This window comes from Massilia norwichensis, from assembly GCF_024753245.1.
Lineage (GTDB): Bacteria > Pseudomonadota > Gammaproteobacteria > Burkholderiales > Burkholderiaceae_D > Telluria > Telluria norwichensis.
In genome coordinates, this window is sequence record NZ_JANUGX010000012.1 from 141613 (window position 1) to 159246 (window position 17634).

The following is a 17634-nucleotide window of genomic DNA, read 5'->3' on the forward strand; positions in this document are numbered from 1 at the left end:
CCCGCGGGGGCGGCGTTCTACCGGAACTGGTCCTTATCCGAGTTGTGTTAAGTTAGTGACCGATGACGCGGCCGATTGCCTCGATCATGCGATGTCATTCATAACGGCAATGCACAGCATGGACCCTTTACCGTTATTGTCCCTGGTCGTACCGTTCTATAACGAAGAGGAAATGATCGGCCAATTCTTTGACCGCGTCATTCCCACACTCGAAGCCATTCCCGGCATCCGCTTCGAAATCGTCTGCGTCAACGACGGCAGCCGCGACCGCACGCTGCAACAGTTGATCTTCGCTTCGCGCCAGGATGGGCGGGTGCGCGTGATCGACCTGACGCGCAATTTCGGCAAGGAAGCCGCCCTCACGGCCGCCATCAACGAAGCCCGCGGCGACCTGATCGTGCCCTTCGATGCCGACCTGCAGGATCCGCCGCACGTGATCGGCAAACTCGTCGACAAGTGGCGCGAAGGCTACGATGTCGTGCTGGCCAAACGCGTCGACCGCGAAGCCGATTCCCTGCTCAAGAAGTGGACCGCAGTGTCCTTCTACCACTTCCATAACGATGTCTCCGACGTCAAGATTCCGGAAAACGTCGGCGACTTCCGCCTGTTCACCCGCGAAGTCTGCGATGCCCTGAAAGCCCTGCCGGAGTCCTGCCGCTTCATGAAAGGCCTGTTCGCCTGGGTCGGCTACCGCACCGCCGTGGTCGAGTACGTGCGCGAGGCGCGCGCGGCCGGCAAGACGCATTTTTCCGGCTGGAAGCTGTGGAACTTTGCGCTGGAAGGCATCACCAGCTTCAGCACGCTGCCGCTGCGCATCTGGACCTATCTCGGGCTGTCGGTGGCACTGCTGGCCCTGAGCCGCGCCATCTACCTGGCTGGCCGCACCCTCATCTATGGCGTCGACGTGCCGGGCTATGCCTCGCTGGCCACCGCCATCCTGCTGCTGGGCGGCATCCAGCTGATCGGCATCGGCGTGCTGGGCGAATACATCGGCCGCATCTACCTCGAATCGAAGGGCCGCCCGATCTACCTGGTGCGCCAGCGCTTCGAAGGGGCGGCGCCGCATGTCTGACGGAATCGTTACCCGCCAGGGCGTATCCAGCCGCGCCACCCGCATCATGCTGGGCCGCTTCCTCGTCTATGCGATGGTCGGCGCTGCCGGCACCGCAGGGCACTACGCCTTCCTGATCACGGCCGTGTCGATGGGGATGATGGGGCCGGTGCCGGCGTCCGTGCTGGGCGCCATCGTCGGCGCCATCATCAACTTCGTGCTGAATACCCTGGTCACCTTCCGCGGCCGCCTGACACTGGGCACCGCCGGGCGCTTCTTCGCCACGGCGGCGCTGGCGGCGGCGGCCAACGGGCTCCTGATGTCGGCCCTGCTGGCTTCCTTCCGCATCGATTACCGCCTGGCCCAGCTGCTGGTCACGGCGGTCCTGCTGTGCATCACCTTCGGCGTCAATTCGGCATGGACCTACCGCGCGACGAAGCCGCGCTGACGCCGGCCAGCGATGCGCCGCTGGCCCCCTCGCGCTTCATGCTGCTGTGCGGCCTGCTCGGCGTGCTGGCACTGCTGCTGCGCCTGCCGACGCTGTCCAGCCGCTCGCTGTGGCTGGACGAAACCTACAGCGCCTGGTTTTCAAACCTACCGCTGCATGCGCTATGGACCGAGGTGCCGCTGTACGAAACCCACCCGCCCTTCTATTACACGCTGCTGAAAGGCTGGCGTGCGCTGTTCGGCAGCAGCGAGGCCGGACTGCGCAGCCTGTGCGTGCTGGCCAGCGTGTTGAACGTGGTCCTGATGCCGGTATGCGCGCGCTGGGCGCGACTGGGCGCACGGGCCGAACGCGTCGGCCTGCTTGCCGGCCTGCTGCTGGCCGTGAACGCGAACAATATCCTGTTCGCCCAGCAGGCGCGCCCCTACGCCATCCATGCGCTGGCCGGGATGCTGGCGGTGTTCTTTGCCGGGATGCTGGTGCGCGAGTTGAGCGGCGTGCATGCGCCCGGCGCGAGGCCACGCCTGTGGACCTGGGCCGCCGGCCTGGCGCTCAGCGCCGCCTCGATGCTGTGGCTGCACAACACCGGCGTGTTCGCGGCCTTCGCGATCTGGACCGGCATGACGGCCGGCCTGCTGTTCGCCGCGCCGGGTCCGCGCCGGCGCCAGGCGCTGGCGGTGGCCGTCGCCGGCCTCGGCGCGCTGCTGCTGTGGTTGCCCTTCCTGCCCATGCTGATGCGCCAGAGCGCAGCCATGGCCAAACTGGCGTACTGGATCCGCTTCAGTCCGCCCTCCATGAAAAGCGCCTGGACCGTGATGGCTGGCAGCCAGCACCTGCACTACCCGATCCTGGCGCTGGTGCTGCTGGCCTTTATCTGGCTCTGGAAACGCGCGCGGCCGCAGGTCTGGCTGCTGGCCTGCACGATGCTGCTGCCCATCCTGGCGATGGCCGCCTACAGCCTGCTGGTCAAGCCGGTGTTCCTGTCGCGCCTGTTCGAGTGGCTGGCGCCGCTGACCATGGCGCTGGCGGCGCTGGGCATCGCCGCGCTGCCCCGCTCCTGGCGCTTGCCGGCGCTGGCCCTGGTGCTGGCGCTGTCGAGCTGGGACGTCGTGGGTTTCTACCGCTCGCACACCGAGAACTGGCGCGAGATGCTGGTCCAGCTGAAGCACGATGCGCAGCCGGGCGACCTGGTGCTGGCCTTCCCGAACGAGATCCAGATGCCGGTGAGCTATTACATGAAGGATGGGCCGGCCGTGACCTATCTCCCCGGCCCCTTCCCGGCGCTGGGCCTGGCGCGCGTCTATACCGGCAATGCCGGCGCGCCGAACATCGCGCCGGACGATGCGGCGCGCCTGCGCGCACTGGTGGCCGGCCGGCGCCGGGTCTGGCTGATCGAGCGGCGCGCGGACCTCTACGACCCGACCGGCATCGTGACCAAGGAACTGGAGGCCTGCTGCCGGCTGCTGCGCAGGCTTGATGGCATTGGCGCCAACGTCTCGCTGTACGAGAAACGCTAAGAGCGCGCTCTACAGCGCCTGACGCTGCCGCAACGCTTCCAGATCCTGCGCGAGCTTCGCATCGCGGCCGTAGATATCCGCGGCAAAGCGCGCGCTGCCGTCGCTGTCGACGGCGGCGGTAGCGTAGAAGATCACGACCGGAATCGGACGGGCCAGGTCGACGTGTTTGGTCGGTCCCGGCTGCAGCGCCAGCTGGATGGCGTCGGCGTTCCACTTCTGCTGCCCGCCGAGCACGTACTGGGCCAGGGCCGCCGGATGCTCGACCCGGATGCAGCCGTGCGACAGGTCGCGCCGGCTGCGTTCGAAGGCCTCGCGCGCCGGGGTCGAATGCAGGTAGATGTCCATCGGGTTCGGCATCGCGAACTTGATCGCGCCCAGCGAATTCTTCGGGCCCGGACGCTGGCGCAGGCGTGCCCGGCCCGCCCGCAAATCGGCCACGCTGGCGTTGGCCGGCACCGTCTCCATGTCGTTCTGCGCCAGGTAGGCCGGGTTGCGCGCCATCTTCGGCAGGATCTCCTTTTCGAGGATGCTGCGCGGGACGTTCCAGTAGGGGTTGAACTCGAGGTAGCGCATCTGGCCGACGAACAGCGGCGTCTCGGTCTTGAGCGCGGTGCCGACCACGACCCGCATTTCGATCGGCGCATCGGCACTGGCCGCATCGGCGCGGCCATTCTGCATCGCCCACAGGCGGTAAGCCGGCAGGTTGACCACGATCAGCGGACCGGGGCCGAATTCCGGCAGCCAGCGCAGGCGTTCCAGGGTCAGTTCGAGCTGGCGCACGCGCCGGCCAAGCGGCACATTCAGCGCGGCGATGGTGCCACGGCCCAGCACGCCATCCTCGTCGATCCCGTGGCGGGCCTGGAAGCGCTGCACGCCTTCCTGCATCTGCTCGCTGTAGACGCCTTCCGGCGGTGGCGGCGTATCGGCCGGCAGATCGCCCAGCAGCACCAGGCGCTGGAACAGCGCCGCCGCATCCGGATAGGCGGCGCCGGGCCGGACCTTGGCGGCCGGCACCGCCAGCGCCGGGTACGGCTGCCTGGCCAGTTCGCGGTAAGCGGCGAGTGCCGCCTTGACCTGCCCGTACTGCGCGAACTGCGGCTCGGCCGCCTTCACCGCGGCCTGCAGCTTGCCGCCGGCGAGCCCGGCGCGCAGGCGCTCGACCGGATCGTACTGGCGCAGGCGCGCATCCGGCAGGCGCGTATGGTATTCGGAGCGCACGCGGCCGACACGCAGGTCGGCAAGGTAATGCAGCATCGCCGAGGTCAGCGCGACGTCGAAGCGGGCGTCGGGCGCGCCGGCGCGCAACTGGCGCTGCAAGTCTTCGGCACCGTAGTCGCGCGGGTCCAGGCCTTGCACCCTGGCCTGGCGCAGCACCCACAGGGCGGCCGCGGCGGTCGACGGATTCCAGGCCGGCGCATATTTGCGCGGCGCGTAGAAGCGCTCGAGCCAGCCGCGTTCGTCATAGGGCCCGGCCGGCTTCGCGTGCGACTGCGATGCCTGCACGGCCAGGAGCCGGATGGTGGCGGGGACGGGCTGGGCGAGGGAGGAACAGGGAGCGAGCGCCACCATTGCACAGAATGCAAGTGCGGCGCCGATTTTCAGGCTGAGCTTCATTGATGCTTTCCAACTGTGGCAACCGTGCGTTACCGATCAGCATCATACCTGCAGGCTCCTGTGGCGCCCAATCGTGCGCCGATTTCTTTCTTTTCAAAATGCAACAGCGCTTGCACCCGGCGGGAAACGGTGCGGTTCCACGGCCTTCCGCGAATGCCTAGCCGGCGCTGCGCCACCAGGCCGGCACGGACTGCGGCCGGTCCAGCGCCCAGGCCTGCCCCATCTGCGGCGTCGCCAGCGGCACGCCGGCTGCCGTCGCCAGCGCCTGGATGCGGTCCAGCGGCTCGTACCAGGGATGGAAGGCGAGATCGAAGGTGCCGTTGTGGATGGGCAGCAGCCAGCGTCCGTTCAGGTCGAGGTGGGCCTGCAGGGTCTGCTCCGGCTGCATGTGGACGTCGGCCCATTGACGGTCGTAGCCGCCGGTTTCGAGCATCGTCACGTCGAAGGGCCCATAACGCTCGCCGATGGCCTTGAAGCCGGCGTGGTAGCCGGTATCGCCGCTGAAGAACAGGCGCAGATTCCCGGTCATGATGACCCAGGAAACCCACAGCGTGCGGTCGCCGTCGCGCAGGCTGCGGCCCGAAAAATGCTGGGCCGGCACCGCGGCCAGGCGCACGCCGCCCGCCTGCGTCTCCTGCCACCAGTCGAGCTGGCGGATTTTCGCGGCATCGATGCCCCAGCCGACCAGGCGCTCGCCCACGCCCAGCGGCGCGACGATCAGGCCGGCCCGCGGCGCCAGCGCGAGGATGCTGTCGCGGTCGAGGTGGTCGTAATGGTCGTGCGAGAGGATGATGCCGCGCAGCGGCGGCAGTGCATCGAGGGTCAGCGGCGGCGCATGGAAGCGCTTCGGACCGGCAAAGCTGAACGGCGAGGCGCGCTCCGCGAACACCGGATCGGTCAGCCACCAGCCGCCGTCCAGCTTCATCAAGAGGGTCGAATGGCCGAGGCGGAACAGGGTGGCCTCGGGCGCCTGCGCCAGCGTGGCGGCATCCAGCGGGCGCACCGGAATCGGCCGGTGAGGCACCGTCGATGGCGGCTTGGCGGTGAACATGCGCCAGACCAGGCCCAGGGTCTTGCGCAGGCCCATCGCCTGGCGCGGCACGACGTTGCGGAAGGCGCCATCGGGGCGGCGCAGCGAACCTGGCGCGGAAAGATCGTTCATGCCGGGAAGCGCACCGTCGCCGCCAGCCCGCCCAGGCGCGCCGATTCGCCCAGCGACAGCACGGCGCCATGGCGCTCGGCGATCGCCTTGATGATGGCCAGGCCCAGGCCGCTGCCGGCCGCCTCGCTGCCCGGCACGCGGTAGAAGCGGTCGAACACGCGCTCGCGTTCCTCCGCCGGGATGCCCGGACCGCTGTCCTCGACCGTGACCTGCATGCCGCCCTGCTCCGCCGTCACCGACACGTCGACCGTGCCGCCGGCCGGGGTGTACTTGATCGCGTTGTCGACCAGGTTGCGCAGCAGGATCATCAGCGCTTCCGGCTGGCCTTCGACCTGGCCGCTGTCGGCGCGCTGCAGGCCAAGGTCGATCTGCTTGTTCTGCGCCACGCCGATCAGGTCGGCCACCGCGCGCTTGGCCAGGCCGGCCAGCTCCAGCGGCTGGTGCGGGGCGGCGCTGGCTTCCTGGCGCGCCAGCACCAGCAGTTGCTCGACCAGGCGGGTCGCGCGTTCGATGCCGGCCGACAGGCGCGCGATCGCGGTCTTGCGCGCTTCGGCGCCATCGGGGCGCTGGTCGCTGCGCTCCAGGCTCTGCACCTGCAGCTTGAGCGCGGCCAGCGGCGTGCGCAGTTCGTGCGCGGCATCGGCCACGAACGTCTGCTGGGTGTCGAAGGCCTGGCGCACACGGCCAAACAGCAAATTCAATTCCTGCACCAACGGCCGCACCTCGTCCGGCAAGCCGGCGTCCGACACCGGCGACAGGTCATCCGCCTGGCGCGAGGCCAATTGCTTCCGCACGCGCGCCACCGGCTCCAGCGAGCCGCTGACCACCCACCACACGACCAGCATCAGGATCGGCATCATCACCGCGATCGGCCCCAGCGTGCGCAGGGCCAGGTTGCTGGCCATGCTCTTGCGCACGGCCAGGTCTTGCGCCACCTGCACGGTCTGGGAACTGGTCTGGATCGAGAAGATGCGATAGGTGGTGCCATTGGCGCGCACGTTCGAGAAGCCAAGCACCGCGCGCTGCGGCAGGCGCGCATGCGAAGCGCTGCGGAACACTTGCACGCCGTCCGGCGACCACACCTGCACCACCAGGTCGTCGTTGCCGGTCAGCGGCGCCTCGACACCGCCGGCTTCCTCGCTGTTGGCCAGCGGGACGCGCGAACGCAGCGACAGCGCCATCTGCTGCATGTGGTAATCGAAGATCTGGTCGGCGTCCTGCAACGCGGTGCGGTAGGCGATCGAGGCCTGGGCCACCGCGGCGATGGTGATGGCGGCCAGCAGGTACCACAGCAGGCGGCCGCGCAGGGAGTGAGCGAGTCGGGTCTTTGCTCTCTTGGGACTCATACCTTCGGCACCATGTAACCGACGCCGCGCACGTTTTGAATCAGGTCGCTGCCGAGCTTTTTGCGCAAGCCGTGGATGTAGACTTCCACCGCATTGCTGCTGACTTCATCGCGCCAGCTGTACAGCTTTTCTTCCAACTGCGCCCGCGACAGCACCGCGCCCGGACGCGCGACCAGCGCTTCCAGCACCGCCCATTCGCGCGCCGACAGCACCACCGGCTGGCCGTCGACCAGGGTTTCGCGCGTGGCCGGATTGATGGAAATGTTCTTGTATTCGAAGACCGGTTCGGCGCGCCCGGCGGCACGCCGCAGCAGCGCACGGATGCGCGCCAGCAGTTCGTCGAGATCGTAGGGTTTGAGGACGTAGTCGTCGGCGCCGGCATCCAGCCCGGCGATGCGCTGGGCCACGGAATCGCGCGCGGTGGCGACCAGTACCGGGGTGCGGTCCTTGCGGCCGCGCATGGTGCGGAGCACTTCGAGCCCGTCCTTGCGCGGCAGGCCCAGGTCGAGCAGCACCAGATCGTAGTTCTGGTTCTGCATCAGGGCCGTGTCGGCCATCTCGCCATCCTTGACCCAATCGACGGCGTAGTGCTCGGCCCTGAGCAGGTCGAGCACCACTTCGCCGATCATCGTATCGTCTTCCACCAGCAACAGCCGCATCAAATCCCCCGATTCTCAGAAAACCATGCGGATAGAAGAATCTTTCGAGCCTTCAGTGTACTAAGAAGACCTTAAAGCCTCCTTAAAGCATCCCACCAAACTCAAGGGACCTCGGAAAACCGTCGCGAGCGGCCGCAGGTTTGGCCGAGAAGCGCAGCTGTACTTGGGTACAGCGAGCATCGCAGGCCGAACCTGCAACGCGCAGCAGGTTTGCCGAGTGTCCCATCACCCAATCCGCACGGGGATGAATATTTTGTCATCTCCACGCTGGATCAGCAAGGCAACCGACTTGCTGGACTTGCCGACCACGTCGCGCACCTGCTCGACGCTGTTGACCGGCTTGCCGTTCACCGACAGCAGCACGTCGCCCGGCTGGATGCCGGCCACCTGTGCCGGACCGCCGGCGTCCTCGACCAGCAGGCCGCTGGCAATGCCGGACTGGCGGCGCTCCATCGGGTCCAGCGGACGCAGGGACAGACCCAGCTTGGCGCCTTTGTCGAGTCCGGCCAGGCTGTCGCGATTGGCGCGTTCCGGCTTGTCGTTGGCGTTTGCCAGGGTCGCGTTTACCTGGATGATCTTGCCGTCGCGCCAGACGTCGAGCGCCACGCGGTCGCCCGGCTTGGCGATCGAGACGATGGCGCTCAGGTCGCCGCCAGAGACGATCGGCTGGCCATTGACCTTGCGGATCACGTCGCCCGACTTGAGCCCGGCCTTCTCGGCCGCGCTGCCGCGCTCGACACTACGGACCAGCGCGCCATCCGGCGAGTCCAGCTTGAACGAGTCGGCAAAGTCCTGGCCAACGTCCTGCAGGCCGATGCCTAGCTTGGCGTGCTGCACCTTGCCGGTGGCGACGATCTGGTCCTTGATGCGGACCGCGACGTCGATCGGGATCGCGAACGACAGGCCCTGGTAGCCGCCGGTCTGGCTGTAGATCTGCGAGTTGATGCCGACCACCTCGCCGCGCGTGTTGAACAGCGGACCGCCCGAGTTACCCGGGTTGACCGCGACGTCGGTCTGGATGAACTGCACGCCGTTGGTATCGATGTTGCGGCCTTTCGCGCTCACCACACCGGCGGTCACGCTGCTTTCCAGGCCATAGGGCGAACCGATCGCCAGCACCCATTCGCCGACCTGCAGGCTGCGGCTGTTACCGACCGGGACGGTCGGCAGGTTCTTGGCGTCGACCTTCAGGACGGCGACGTCGGTCTTCGGGTCCGAGCCCAGGACTTTTGCGCGGTATTCGCGGCGGTCCTGCAGCTTGACCGTGACTTCATCGGCGTCGCGCACCACGTGCGCGTTGGTAAGGATGACGCCGTCCGGGCTCACTATGAAGCCCGATCCGGCGCCGATAACGACTTCCCGTCCGCCTCCGTTGCCGCGCGGTTGCTGCGGCTGGAAGCGGCGGAAGAATTCAAAGAAGGGATCGTCCTCGTCGAACTGCGGCATCTGGCGCTGGGCCACTTTGGTGCTGCCGACGACGCGCACGTTCACCACGGCCGGGCCGTTGTGCGAGACGATCTTGGTAAAGTCGGGCAAGCCCGTGGCTGCCGGATTGCCTGCCACGGGCGCCGCTGTTGCCGGCACCGGAACGGCCGGCGCGGCTGCCTGCGCTGCGACCGGAGCGCCGGCCGCTGCCGCGGCTTCGGCGGCGGCAGTGGCGTTGTTGTGATTGACTGCGACTGCGCCAACCGCTCCGCCAATGACACCGGCCGCGCACAGGGCCAGGGTGAGACGCTTTGCAGACATGGCAGTTTCGTTTTGCATGTACGTACTCCTAGATTGGGAAAAGTGGTTTTTGGAGACTGCTTTTTTGATGTAACTAGTTTCTCGCAACTGCCTTAAATCACTCTTAAGGTCGAGCTTTGCATGGAACGGTATGGCCGTCACATTTATCGATTCTGATGAAACATGCCAAACAGGGGCCAAAATTGTTGTTTTCACTGTCAATTTCATCATATATGTTGGTTTATTGAAACATTATGGTGAGAATCCGTGTATATTGATGAATAACCACTTTTACAGTGTGGTTGCGCAGTAGACACCGCACTCCCCCCTTTCGAATCAAAGACATGAAAATCAACAATGTACGGATCGGCGTCCGGCTTGGCGCCGGCTTTGGCGCAGTTTTATTTCTTCTCGTGCTCATCGGTGCCTTCAGCCTTTCGCGGCTGGCGCAGATGCAGGAACGTATCAACAGCATTACGCAGGTCAACAACGTCGAAACCAGGCTCGCGGCAAGCATGAAGGACAGCGTCATGGACCGCATGGTCGGCTTGCGGAACGTCGTGCTGTTGACCGATGAAGCGGAGGTGCGCGGCGAGATCGAGCGGGTCCGCGCCGGCGCCGAGCGCTACGCGAGCGATGCGGGCAAGCTGCGTGCCCTGTTCGCATCGGACATCGGCACCCGCCGGGAAGAAAAGGCGCTGTTCAACAAGGCCGCCGGCCACGCGCAGGAAGCCAGCCCGATCATCGCCAAGGCGCTCGAACTCGGCCAGGCGAACCAGATTCCGGAGGCGACCGCCGTCCTGATCCGCGAACTACGGCCGGTACAGCGGAAATGGGTAGCTACCCTCGACGAGCTGGCCGATTTCGAAGAAAAGCTGAGCGTACGGAGCGCTGAAGAAGCCGAACACGCCTACGCCGCTGCCCGCGCGCTGGTCATCGCACTGGGCATCGCCGCCATCGCGATCGGTGCCGGCGTGGCATGGTTCATCACGCGCGGCATCACCGCGCCGATCGCCGAAGCGGTGCAGTACGCGCAGGCAATCGCCGCCGGCGACCTGCGCAACCAGATCCGCAGCGAGCGCGGCGACGAGGCCGGCCAACTGCTGCGCGCACTCGGTCACATGAATGACAGCCTGCTGCGCATCGTGGCAGGCGTGCGCACCGGCACCGAAACGATGGCCAGCGCCTCGGGCCAGATCGCCGCCGGCAACCTCGACCTGTCTTCGCGTACCGAAGAACAGGCCGGCTCGCTGGAGGAAACCGCGTCGTCGATGGAAGAACTGACCTCGACCGTCAGGCAGAACGCGGAGAATGCCCGCCAGGCGAATGTGCTCGCCGCCTCTGCGGCGGCGGTGGCCGGCAAGGGCGGCCAGGTGACAGCCGAAGTGACCGCGACGATGGCAGACATCAACGCCTCGGCCAGGAAGATCACGGACATCATCGGCGTCATCGACGGCATCGCCTTCCAGACCAATATCCTGGCCCTGAATGCGGCCGTGGAAGCGGCACGCGCCGGCGAGCAGGGACGCGGCTTTGCCGTGGTCGCCTCGGAGGTGCGTAACCTGGCGCAACGCAGCGCCACCGCGGCCAAGGAGATCAAGGAACTGATCGTCGACTCGGTCGGCAAGGTCGATGCCGGCACCAGACTGGTCAACATGGCGGGCACCACGATGCAAGAGGTGGTCGACAGCGTCAAGCGGGTCTCCGACATCATCGCCGAGATCTCGGCTGCGGGCCAGGAGCAGAGCGCCGGTATCGAGCAGGTCAACATGGCGGTCACGCAGATGGACCAGGTGACGCAGGAAAATGCGGCGCTGGTGGAAGAAGCGGCGGCGGCGGCCCAGTCGCTGGAAGAGCAGGCTGGCATGCTGGTCGAACTGGTTAGCGTGTTCAAGGTCGACGCGGCGGAGAGCGTGCCGGCGCTGGCGGCGCCAGGGCTGCGCCGCCTGGGCGCGCCGGCCTGAGACGGGCCGGAATTCTCCGGCGTATGGATGTGAAAAGAGGCGCTCCTGGCGCCTCTTTTTCATTCGTGGGCACGGCGTGCCCACCCTACATTTACATCTACCGTATTACGCGGCTTGCTGTTGCGGCTGCTCCAGCACTTGCACGTTGTCGGTGTTGCCGTTGGCGTCAGCGATCGCGATCTTGCGCGGCTTCAGGGCCTCGGGCACTTCGCGCACCAGTTCGATGGTCAGGATGCCGTTGTCGAAGCCGGCGCTGACGACCTTCACGTGGTTGGCCAGCTGGAAGCGCTGCTCGAAATCGCGCTGGGCGATACCGCGGTGCAGATAGTGGCGCTGGACCTCATCCTTCTGCTTGCGGCCGGTGACGTGCAGGGTATCGCGTTCGGAGACGATCTCGATCTCGTTGCGGCTGAAGCCGGCGAGCGCCATCACGATGCGGTATTTGTCTTCGCTCACCAGTTCGACGTTGTACGGCGGGTAGCTCGGCGCTGCTTCGGCGCGCTGCTCGAGCATATTCACCAGACGGTCGAAGCCGATGGCGGAACGATACAGGGGAGTCAGGTCAAAAGTACGCATGATTAAAATATCCTTTTAAGGTTAAGCGATAAGTTTCCGGACCTCATCGTGAGCATCCGTTGGGACCAATCTAATGCCCTCCCCGGTCGTTTTCAAGGCATACGAAATATCGTTTTTAAGCATATTTTTCAAATTTTATTTGCATCGATTCTGCAAGGCATCACCACCTCACCAGCAGTGCTACACTCGGCCATTTGTTGCAATTTTGATTCACCACCGACCGCTTTCCCTGCCATGACCGCACATCTCTCGCATCGCCGTTTCAAGACGCTGGCCACCCGTTCCGCCACCGCCGTTGCCCTCGCACTGACGCTGGCCTTCCCTGCCCGCGCCGACGTGCCGGCCCCCGTCGCCCCGTCCTATCCCGGCACCATCGTCCTGAACGTCGATGCGACCAACCTGTCGCAGCAGATCTTCCAGATGCGCATGAGCATCCCGGTCAAGCCGGGCCCGCTGACCCTGCTGTATCCGCAGTGGCTGCCGGCCAACCACGGCCCGAACGGCCCGATCACCCAGCTGGCCGGCCTGAAGTTCAAGGCCAACGGCAAGCCGGTCGAATGGACCCGCGATCCGGTGCAGGTGTTCGCCTTCCACCTCAACGTGCCGGAAGGCGCGACCATGCTCGAAGCCGAGTACCAGTACCTGTCGCCGCTCGATACCTCGCAGGGCCGCATCACCATGACCGACGAGATCCTCGGCGTGCAGTGGGTGTCGATGACGCTGTACCCGGCCGGCTACGTGGCGCGCGGCATCACGGTGCAGCCGAACCTGAAGCTGCCTAAAGGCTGGCAGTACGCCACCGCGCTGGAGACCGACAACCGCCAGGGCGACGAAGTGCGCTTCAAGCCGCACGACCTGGAAACCCTGATCGACTCGCCGCTGTTCGCCGGCCACTACTACAAGCAGTTCGACCTCGACCCGGGCGCCAAGGTGCCGGTGCGCCTGAACGTCTTCGCCGACACGCCGGAGAGCCTGGAAGCCAAGCCGGAGCAGATCGAGGCCCACCGCAAGCTGGTCAAGCAGGCCTACAAGCTGTTCAACTCGCACCACTACAACCATTACGACTTCCTGCTCGCGCTGTCCGACGAATTCGGCGGCATCGGCCGCGAACACCACCAGTCCAGCGAGAACGGCGTCAAGCCGGGCTACTTCACGGACTGGGCCAAGGGCGAAGCCGGGCGCGACCTGCTGCCGCACGAGTACACCCACTCGTGGGACGGCAAATTCCGCCGTCCGGCCGGCCAGAACGTCCCGAACTTCAACACCCCGCTGCAGAACGAACTGCTGTGGGTGTACGAAGGCCAGACCCAGTACTGGGGCAGCGTGCTGGGCGCGCGTTCCGGCCTGGTCTCGATGGCGGGCGCACGCGATGCGCTGGCCGCCACCGCGGCGCGCTACGACAGCGTCGCCGGCCGCAGCTGGCGCGCGATGCAGGACACGGTCAACGACCCGATCATGAACGCGCGCCGCCCGCTCGGCTGGGCCAACTGGCAACGCAGCGAAGACTACTACTCGGAAGGCCAGCTGATCTGGCTGGACGTCGATACGCTGATCCGCGAAAAGACCGGCGACAAGAAATCGCTGGACGACTTCGCCAAGGCCTTCTACAGCGTCAACGACGGCAGCTTCGTGCCGGCCTTCTACACCTTCGAGGACGTGGTCGCGACCCTGAGCAAGGTGGTGCCGCACGACTGGGCCACCTTCCTGCGCTCGCGCGTCGACGGCCACGGTCCGGGGGCGCCGCTGGATGGCCTGGCGCGCGCCGGCTGGAAGCTGGTCTACACCGACACCCCGACCGATTACATCAAGGGCGCGGACGACCGCAACAAGGTCGCCGACCTGAGCTACTCGGTGGGCTTCACGGTCAGCGCCGAGGGCAACATTCGCAACATCATCTGGGACGGCCCGGGCTTCCGCGCCGGCCTGGCCGCCAACAGCAGCATCGTCGCCGTCAACAACCGCGTGTTCAAGCCGGACGTGCTGAAGGCCGCGATCAAGGCCGCCAAGGACAGCAAGGAGCCGATCCAGCTGCTGGTCAAGAAGGGCAACGTGCTGCGCACGATCGCGCTCGACTACCACGGCGGCCTGCGCTACCCGCGCCTGGAGCGCATCCCGGGCACCAAGGACCGCCTGGAGGGGATCTATTCCGCATTGAAGTGAACGTGGGCCGGAGACAGGAGACAGACATGGACATGATGCCGATTCTGCCGGAAACCGAGGTCGAAGCGACGGCCGCCCTGCACCTGGGGCGCTTGCTGTTCGTGTTCGGCCGCATGGACCTGAACCTGGACCAGGCCATGCTGAAAGCCTGTGCCGCGCAAGACGTCGCGCGCGAGATCGTCAGGATCGAGCGCCTGTCCTTCGAGGACAAGCTGCGCGAGTACGAAGCCCTGGTACTGGCGCGCAGCACGGACGATGCGCAGCTGCTGGCGCGCTGGCAGCGCTGGTTCGCAGCAGCGCACGCGCTGCACCGGCTGCGCAGCGCCTTCGCGCACGGGCGCTGGGGCTTCCAGAACATGCAGCAGCAGATCGTCCATGTTTCCACCCTGCCGGGCAGCCCGAACCAGGACGAGGTGCGCTACACCCTCACCGGGTTCGCGGCGCGGGTTGCCGAGGTCGAGGATATCGCCGAGGAGTTTTTTGCCCTGACGCGGCCGGTGCGCTGAGGCAGGCGGCGGCAACTAGGCTTGCATGATGGCCGCCAGCTCGGCGGCGATCTGCTGCGCCAGCAGGTGGATGTGGTAGCCATCGACGAAGCCGTGGTGGGCCTGCACCGAGAACGGCAGCTGCAGGCCGCCATCGGGGCCGGCGCTGAATCTGCCCCAGGCCAGGGATGGAATGTCCGGCGTGGCCAGCGATGCCATCGGATGCTGGATCGAGGTGAAGTCCAGCCAGGGCATGCAGGTCACGAACACCTGGTCCTTGGCCTCGCGCGGCGACATGCCCGCGTATTTGCGGTTCAGCTCCAGCATGGAACCCGCTTCCTCGCGCGCGGCCTGGCCGTTGGCGACGAAGGTGCGCACGTCGTCCGACCAGTCGAACTGGGCGAAATTCAGGTCGAAGTGCTGGTTCACGACCGTGAAGGACGGCAGCAGGCGCTCGATGCGGATCACCTCCCCTTCGAACACGCGGTAGCGGAAGTTCTCGATCTTCAGGATCGAGCGCAGCACGGCACACAGCAGCACGTGGAAAGGCGCCAGGTCTTGTTCCTTGCACCAGGGCCGGAAGTCCGGCAGGTCCATGCGGAAGCACAGGTTCACCGCCGGGCTTTCCATGCTGTCGAAAAGGTCGAAGCGGTCGCGCCGCCGTTCAAAATTCTGCATACTGTTTATTCAATTAATATAGCGCGCGCTCCAGGCCGCGATCACGCTCGCCACATAGGCCGCGTCTTCCTTGCGCGTCACCAGATGGTCGATGCCGTCCAGCGACACAAAACTCTTCGGATGCTGGGCGATGCCAAAAATACGGCCGGCGTTCTCCACGTCGACGGTACCATCCTGCGGCGCGTGCATTACCATCAGCGCGCGGCCCAGGCTGGCGATCCGTTCATGCAGCTGGTGCTGGGTCGCATCCTCGACGAAGTGCTGGCGGATGTCGAACGGGCGTCCAGCCAGGCACACGCGCGCCTCGCCCAGCTGCTCGATGGTGTCGAGGTGCTCGGACAGCAGCTTGTCGACCACGTAGTGCGGATCGCTGGGCGAGGCGATCGTCACCACCGCCGTCGATTCCGGAATGCGGTGGCTTGCGGCCAGCACCGCGGTGCCGCCCAGGCTGTGGCCGATCAGCAGCTTCGGCGCGGCGAAGCGGCCGCGCAAGAAGTCGGCGGCGGCGACCAGGTCTTCCACGTTCGACGAAAAATTGGTGTCGGCGAACTTGCCTGCGCTGTTGCCGAGGCCGGCGAAATCGAAGCGCAGCACGGCCACGCCGAGGTCGGCCAGGCCCTGCGCAATGCGGGTCGCGGCCAGCACGTCCTTGCTGCAGGTGAAGCAGTGGGCGAACAGGCCGTAGGCGCGCGGGGTGCCGTCGGGCGCATCGAGCTTGGCCGAGATCTTGCCGTGCGGCCCCTGGAAATCCATGCGTTCAGTAATCATGGGCGCCACTGTGCACCGGATCGGCCGCGCATGCAAGTCGGCGGCGCGCGCTATACTCATGAGCCCATCCTCGACAAAGGAAGCGTGCCATGGCCTCATCCAGCGAATCGGCGAATCCCCAGCAAGTCATCGGCCTGATCGGCGGCATGAGCTGGAAGAGCTCGGCCGAATCCTACCGCCTGATCAACGAAGATGTGCGCATGCGCCTCGGCGGCCTGCATGCCGAGGCGGCGGTGCTGCGTTCGCTGGGCCTCCGCGGTGCGGAGGAAAAGCAATGATCGAGACCCCGCTCACCCGCGACTTCATCCACGGCGCGGTCGACATCGAACAGACGCCGATGGGACTGTTACCGCACCGGCTGCCTGCCTGGGCCCGCGCCCAGTGCCCGGATGCGCAGCTGGCGATGGCGGAATCGCAGCCGTCCGGCGTGCGCCTGGTGTTCCAGGCCGCGGCCACCGTAGTGGAACTGGGGGTGCTCGCAACCAAGCGTGTCTACGGCGCCCTGGGTCCGCGTCCGGATGGCGTCTACGACCTGTTCATCGGCGGCGAGCTGGCGCAGCAGGGCAGCGTGCAGGGCGGCAGGACCCTGCAGATCGACATGGCGACCGGCGCGGCAAACGTCATCGAAGGCGAGGTGCAAGCCCTGCGTTTTGGCGGCCTGCCGCCCGGCCAGAAGACGATCGAGATCTGGCTGCCGCACGACGAAGTGACCGAGCTCGTGTCCCTGCGTTCCGACACGCCGCTGTCGCCGGTGCCGGCGGCGGGAAGGCGGCGCTGGGTGCATCACGGCAGTTCGATCAGCCAGGGTTCGAACACCACCCATCCCTCGGGCACCTGGCCCGCGGTCGCCGCCGTGCGCACCGGCTTCGACCTGCTGAATCTCGGCTACAGCGGCAACGCCCTGCTCGATCCTTTCGCCGCCCGCACCATTCGTGATCTGCCGGCGGACCTCATCAGCATCAAGATCGGGATCAACCTGGTCAACAAGGACCTGATGCGCCTGCGCGCGTTCGGCTCTGCCATGCACGGCTTCCTCGATACGATCCGTGAGGGACATCCGGCCACGCCGCTGCTGGTCGTGTCGCCCATCTTCTGCCCCATCCACGAGACGGTGCCGGGACCCTCGGTGTACGACCTGGATGCGCTTGCGGAAGGCCGTCTGCTGTTCCGGGCCGGCGGCAGCGCGGACGAGGTCCGGCAGGGCAAACTGACGCTCGGCGTGATCCGCGATGAACTGCGCAAGATCGTCGAGCAGCGCCGTGCGGGCGGCGACGCGCATCTCCGCTATGTGGACGGGCTCGAGCTCTACGGGCCGAACGACAACCTGCGGCTGCCGCTGCCGGACGAACTGCATCCGGATGCGGCCAGCCACCGGCTCATCGGCGAGCGCTTTGCGGGGCTGCTGCGCTGAGCGCCGGCTTCAGCCGAACAAGCCGTGCAGATACCAGCGCGGCTCCTCCTCGTCCGCGCCAATGCGCTCCCGG

Annotated in this window: 16 protein-coding genes; 8 read left to right on the top strand and 8 right to left on the bottom strand. The window is 66.4% G+C overall.

Annotated elements, in window-relative coordinates:
- Positions 1 to 109 precede the first annotated feature (109 nt).
- From NX782_RS12175 to NX782_RS12185, 3 genes are read left to right on the top strand one after another with little or no spacing between them, the layout of a single operon-like run.
- The gene (locus NX782_RS12175; RefSeq protein ID WP_258845735.1) at positions 110 to 1072 is read left to right on the top strand and encodes a glycosyltransferase family 2 protein; all 963 of its coding nucleotides are present in this window, start codon (positions 110 to 112) and stop codon (positions 1070 to 1072) included.
- Complete coding sequence (locus tag NX782_RS12180) at positions 1065 to 1499, top strand: GtrA family protein (RefSeq protein WP_258845736.1); 435 nt, start codon at positions 1065 to 1067, stop codon at positions 1497 to 1499. The genes NX782_RS12175 and NX782_RS12180 overlap by 8 nt, the downstream gene beginning before the upstream one ends.
- A complete protein-coding gene (locus tag NX782_RS12185; protein WP_258845737.1) occupies positions 1469 to 3013 on the top strand; it encodes a glycosyltransferase family protein in 1545 nt (514 codons plus the stop codon). Before NX782_RS12180 ends, NX782_RS12185 begins: the two co-directional genes overlap by 31 nt.
- Before the next feature lie 9 nt (positions 3014 to 3022).
- Here the strand turns inward: NX782_RS12185 and NX782_RS12190 are convergent, their stop codons facing one another.
- From NX782_RS12190 to NX782_RS12210, 5 genes are all read right to left on the bottom strand, one after another.
- Positions 3023 to 4627: a L,D-transpeptidase family protein gene (locus NX782_RS12190; protein WP_258845738.1), complete on the bottom strand. Its 1605-nt coding sequence runs from the start codon at positions 4625 to 4627 to the stop codon at positions 3023 to 3025.
- A 157-nt stretch (positions 4628 to 4784) separates the two neighbouring features.
- A complete protein-coding gene (locus tag NX782_RS12195) occupies positions 4785 to 5789 on the bottom strand; it encodes an MBL fold metallo-hydrolase (protein WP_258845739.1) in 1005 nt (334 codons plus the stop codon).
- Positions 5786 to 7135 carry an ATP-binding protein gene (locus tag NX782_RS12200; protein WP_258845740.1) on the bottom strand — a complete coding sequence of 450 codons (1350 nt, stop codon included), beginning with the start codon at positions 7133 to 7135 and terminating at the stop codon, positions 5786 to 5788. The genes NX782_RS12195 and NX782_RS12200 overlap by 4 nt, the downstream gene beginning before the upstream one ends.
- Positions 7132 to 7794, bottom strand: a complete 663-nt coding sequence (locus tag NX782_RS12205; RefSeq protein ID WP_258845741.1) for a response regulator — start codon at positions 7792 to 7794, stop codon at positions 7132 to 7134. Before NX782_RS12205 ends, NX782_RS12200 begins: the two co-directional genes overlap by 4 nt.
- 225 nt (positions 7795 to 8019) lie before the next feature.
- Positions 8020 to 9558, bottom strand: coding sequence for a Do family serine endopeptidase (locus NX782_RS12210; protein WP_258845742.1), 1539 nt, complete (start codon positions 9556 to 9558; stop codon positions 8020 to 8022).
- Between the two features lie 305 nt (positions 9559 to 9863).
- On the opposite strand from NX782_RS12210, the gene NX782_RS12215 reads away from it, so the two are divergent.
- Positions 9864 to 11483 (top strand): methyl-accepting chemotaxis protein, encoded by a 1620-nt coding sequence (locus tag NX782_RS12215; RefSeq protein ID WP_258845743.1) that lies wholly within the window; start codon positions 9864 to 9866, stop codon positions 11481 to 11483.
- A gap of 105 nt (positions 11484 to 11588) precedes the next feature.
- On the opposite strand, the gene NX782_RS12220 is transcribed toward NX782_RS12215, so the two are convergent.
- The gene (locus NX782_RS12220; protein WP_258845744.1) at positions 11589 to 12059 is read right to left on the bottom strand and encodes an Hsp20 family protein; all 471 of its coding nucleotides are present in this window, start codon (positions 12057 to 12059) and stop codon (positions 11589 to 11591) included.
- Between the two features lie 234 nt (positions 12060 to 12293).
- Between NX782_RS12220 and NX782_RS12225 the strand changes: the two genes are divergently transcribed.
- Entirely contained in the window at positions 12294 to 14219 is a 1926-nt protein-coding gene (locus tag NX782_RS12225) for a M61 family metallopeptidase (RefSeq protein WP_258845745.1), read from the top strand.
- Between the two features lie 26 nt (positions 14220 to 14245).
- A complete protein-coding gene (locus NX782_RS12230) occupies positions 14246 to 14725 on the top strand; it encodes a hypothetical protein (RefSeq protein ID WP_258845746.1) in 480 nt (159 codons plus the stop codon).
- A gap of 15 nt (positions 14726 to 14740) precedes the next feature.
- Here the strand turns inward: NX782_RS12230 and NX782_RS12235 are convergent, their stop codons facing one another.
- On the bottom strand, positions 14741 to 15382 hold the full coding sequence (locus NX782_RS12235) for a CatA-like O-acetyltransferase (RefSeq protein ID WP_258845747.1): 642 nt from the start codon (positions 15380 to 15382) through the stop codon (positions 14741 to 14743).
- Positions 15383 to 15391: 9 nt separating this feature from the next.
- Positions 15392 to 16150, bottom strand: coding sequence for an alpha/beta hydrolase family protein (locus NX782_RS12240; RefSeq protein WP_258845748.1), 759 nt, complete (start codon positions 16148 to 16150; stop codon positions 15392 to 15394).
- An 89-nt stretch (positions 16151 to 16239) separates the two neighbouring features.
- Between NX782_RS12240 and NX782_RS12245 the strand changes: the two genes are divergently transcribed.
- Together NX782_RS12245 and NX782_RS12250 are read left to right on the top strand one after the other, a co-directional pair.
- Complete coding sequence (locus tag NX782_RS12245) at positions 16240 to 16428, top strand: aspartate/glutamate racemase family protein (RefSeq protein ID WP_258845749.1); 189 nt, start codon at positions 16240 to 16242, stop codon at positions 16426 to 16428.
- Entirely contained in the window at positions 16425 to 17561 is a 1137-nt protein-coding gene (locus tag NX782_RS12250; RefSeq protein ID WP_258845750.1) for an SGNH/GDSL hydrolase family protein, read from the top strand. The genes NX782_RS12245 and NX782_RS12250 overlap by 4 nt, the downstream gene beginning before the upstream one ends.
- The last annotated feature ends 73 nt before the right edge of the window (positions 17562 to 17634 follow it).

Excerpts from the sequence above, each read along its gene's own strand:
- NX782_RS12230 (WP_258845746.1), top strand. The coding sequence starts at position 14,246 with ATGGACATGATGCCGATTCTGCCGGAAACCGAGGTCGAAGCGACGGCC.
- NX782_RS12180 (WP_258845736.1), top strand. The coding sequence starts at position 1,065 with ATGTCTGACGGAATCGTTACCCGCCAGGGCGTATCCAGCCGCGCCACC.
- NX782_RS12250 (WP_258845750.1), top strand. The coding sequence starts at position 16,425 with ATGATCGAGACCCCGCTCACCCGCGACTTCATCCACGGCGCGGTCGAC.
- NX782_RS12210 (WP_258845742.1), bottom strand. The coding sequence starts at position 9,558 with ATGCAAAACGAAACTGCCATGTCTGCAAAGCGTCTCACCCTGGCCCTG.
- NX782_RS12205 (WP_258845741.1), bottom strand. The coding sequence starts at position 7,794 with ATGCGGCTGTTGCTGGTGGAAGACGATACGATGATCGGCGAAGTGGTG.
- NX782_RS12215 (WP_258845743.1), top strand. The coding sequence starts at position 9,864 with ATGAAAATCAACAATGTACGGATCGGCGTCCGGCTTGGCGCCGGCTTT.
- NX782_RS12185 (WP_258845737.1), top strand. The coding sequence starts at position 1,469 with ATGGACCTACCGCGCGACGAAGCCGCGCTGACGCCGGCCAGCGATGCG.
- NX782_RS12175 (WP_258845735.1), top strand. The coding sequence starts at position 110 with ATGCACAGCATGGACCCTTTACCGTTATTGTCCCTGGTCGTACCGTTC.
- NX782_RS12240 (WP_258845748.1), bottom strand. The coding sequence starts at position 16,150 with ATGATTACTGAACGCATGGATTTCCAGGGGCCGCACGGCAAGATCTCG.
- NX782_RS12190 (WP_258845738.1), bottom strand. The coding sequence starts at position 4,627 with ATGAAGCTCAGCCTGAAAATCGGCGCCGCACTTGCATTCTGTGCAATG.
- NX782_RS12225 (WP_258845745.1), top strand. The coding sequence starts at position 12,294 with ATGACCGCACATCTCTCGCATCGCCGTTTCAAGACGCTGGCCACCCGT.
- NX782_RS12245 (WP_258845749.1), top strand. The coding sequence starts at position 16,240 with ATGGCCTCATCCAGCGAATCGGCGAATCCCCAGCAAGTCATCGGCCTG.
- NX782_RS12200 (WP_258845740.1), bottom strand. The coding sequence starts at position 7,135 with ATGAGTCCCAAGAGAGCAAAGACCCGACTCGCTCACTCCCTGCGCGGC.
- NX782_RS12220 (WP_258845744.1), bottom strand. The coding sequence starts at position 12,059 with ATGCGTACTTTTGACCTGACTCCCCTGTATCGTTCCGCCATCGGCTTC.
- NX782_RS12195 (WP_258845739.1), bottom strand. The coding sequence starts at position 5,789 with ATGAACGATCTTTCCGCGCCAGGTTCGCTGCGCCGCCCCGATGGCGCC.
- NX782_RS12235 (WP_258845747.1), bottom strand. The coding sequence starts at position 15,382 with ATGCAGAATTTTGAACGGCGGCGCGACCGCTTCGACCTTTTCGACAGC.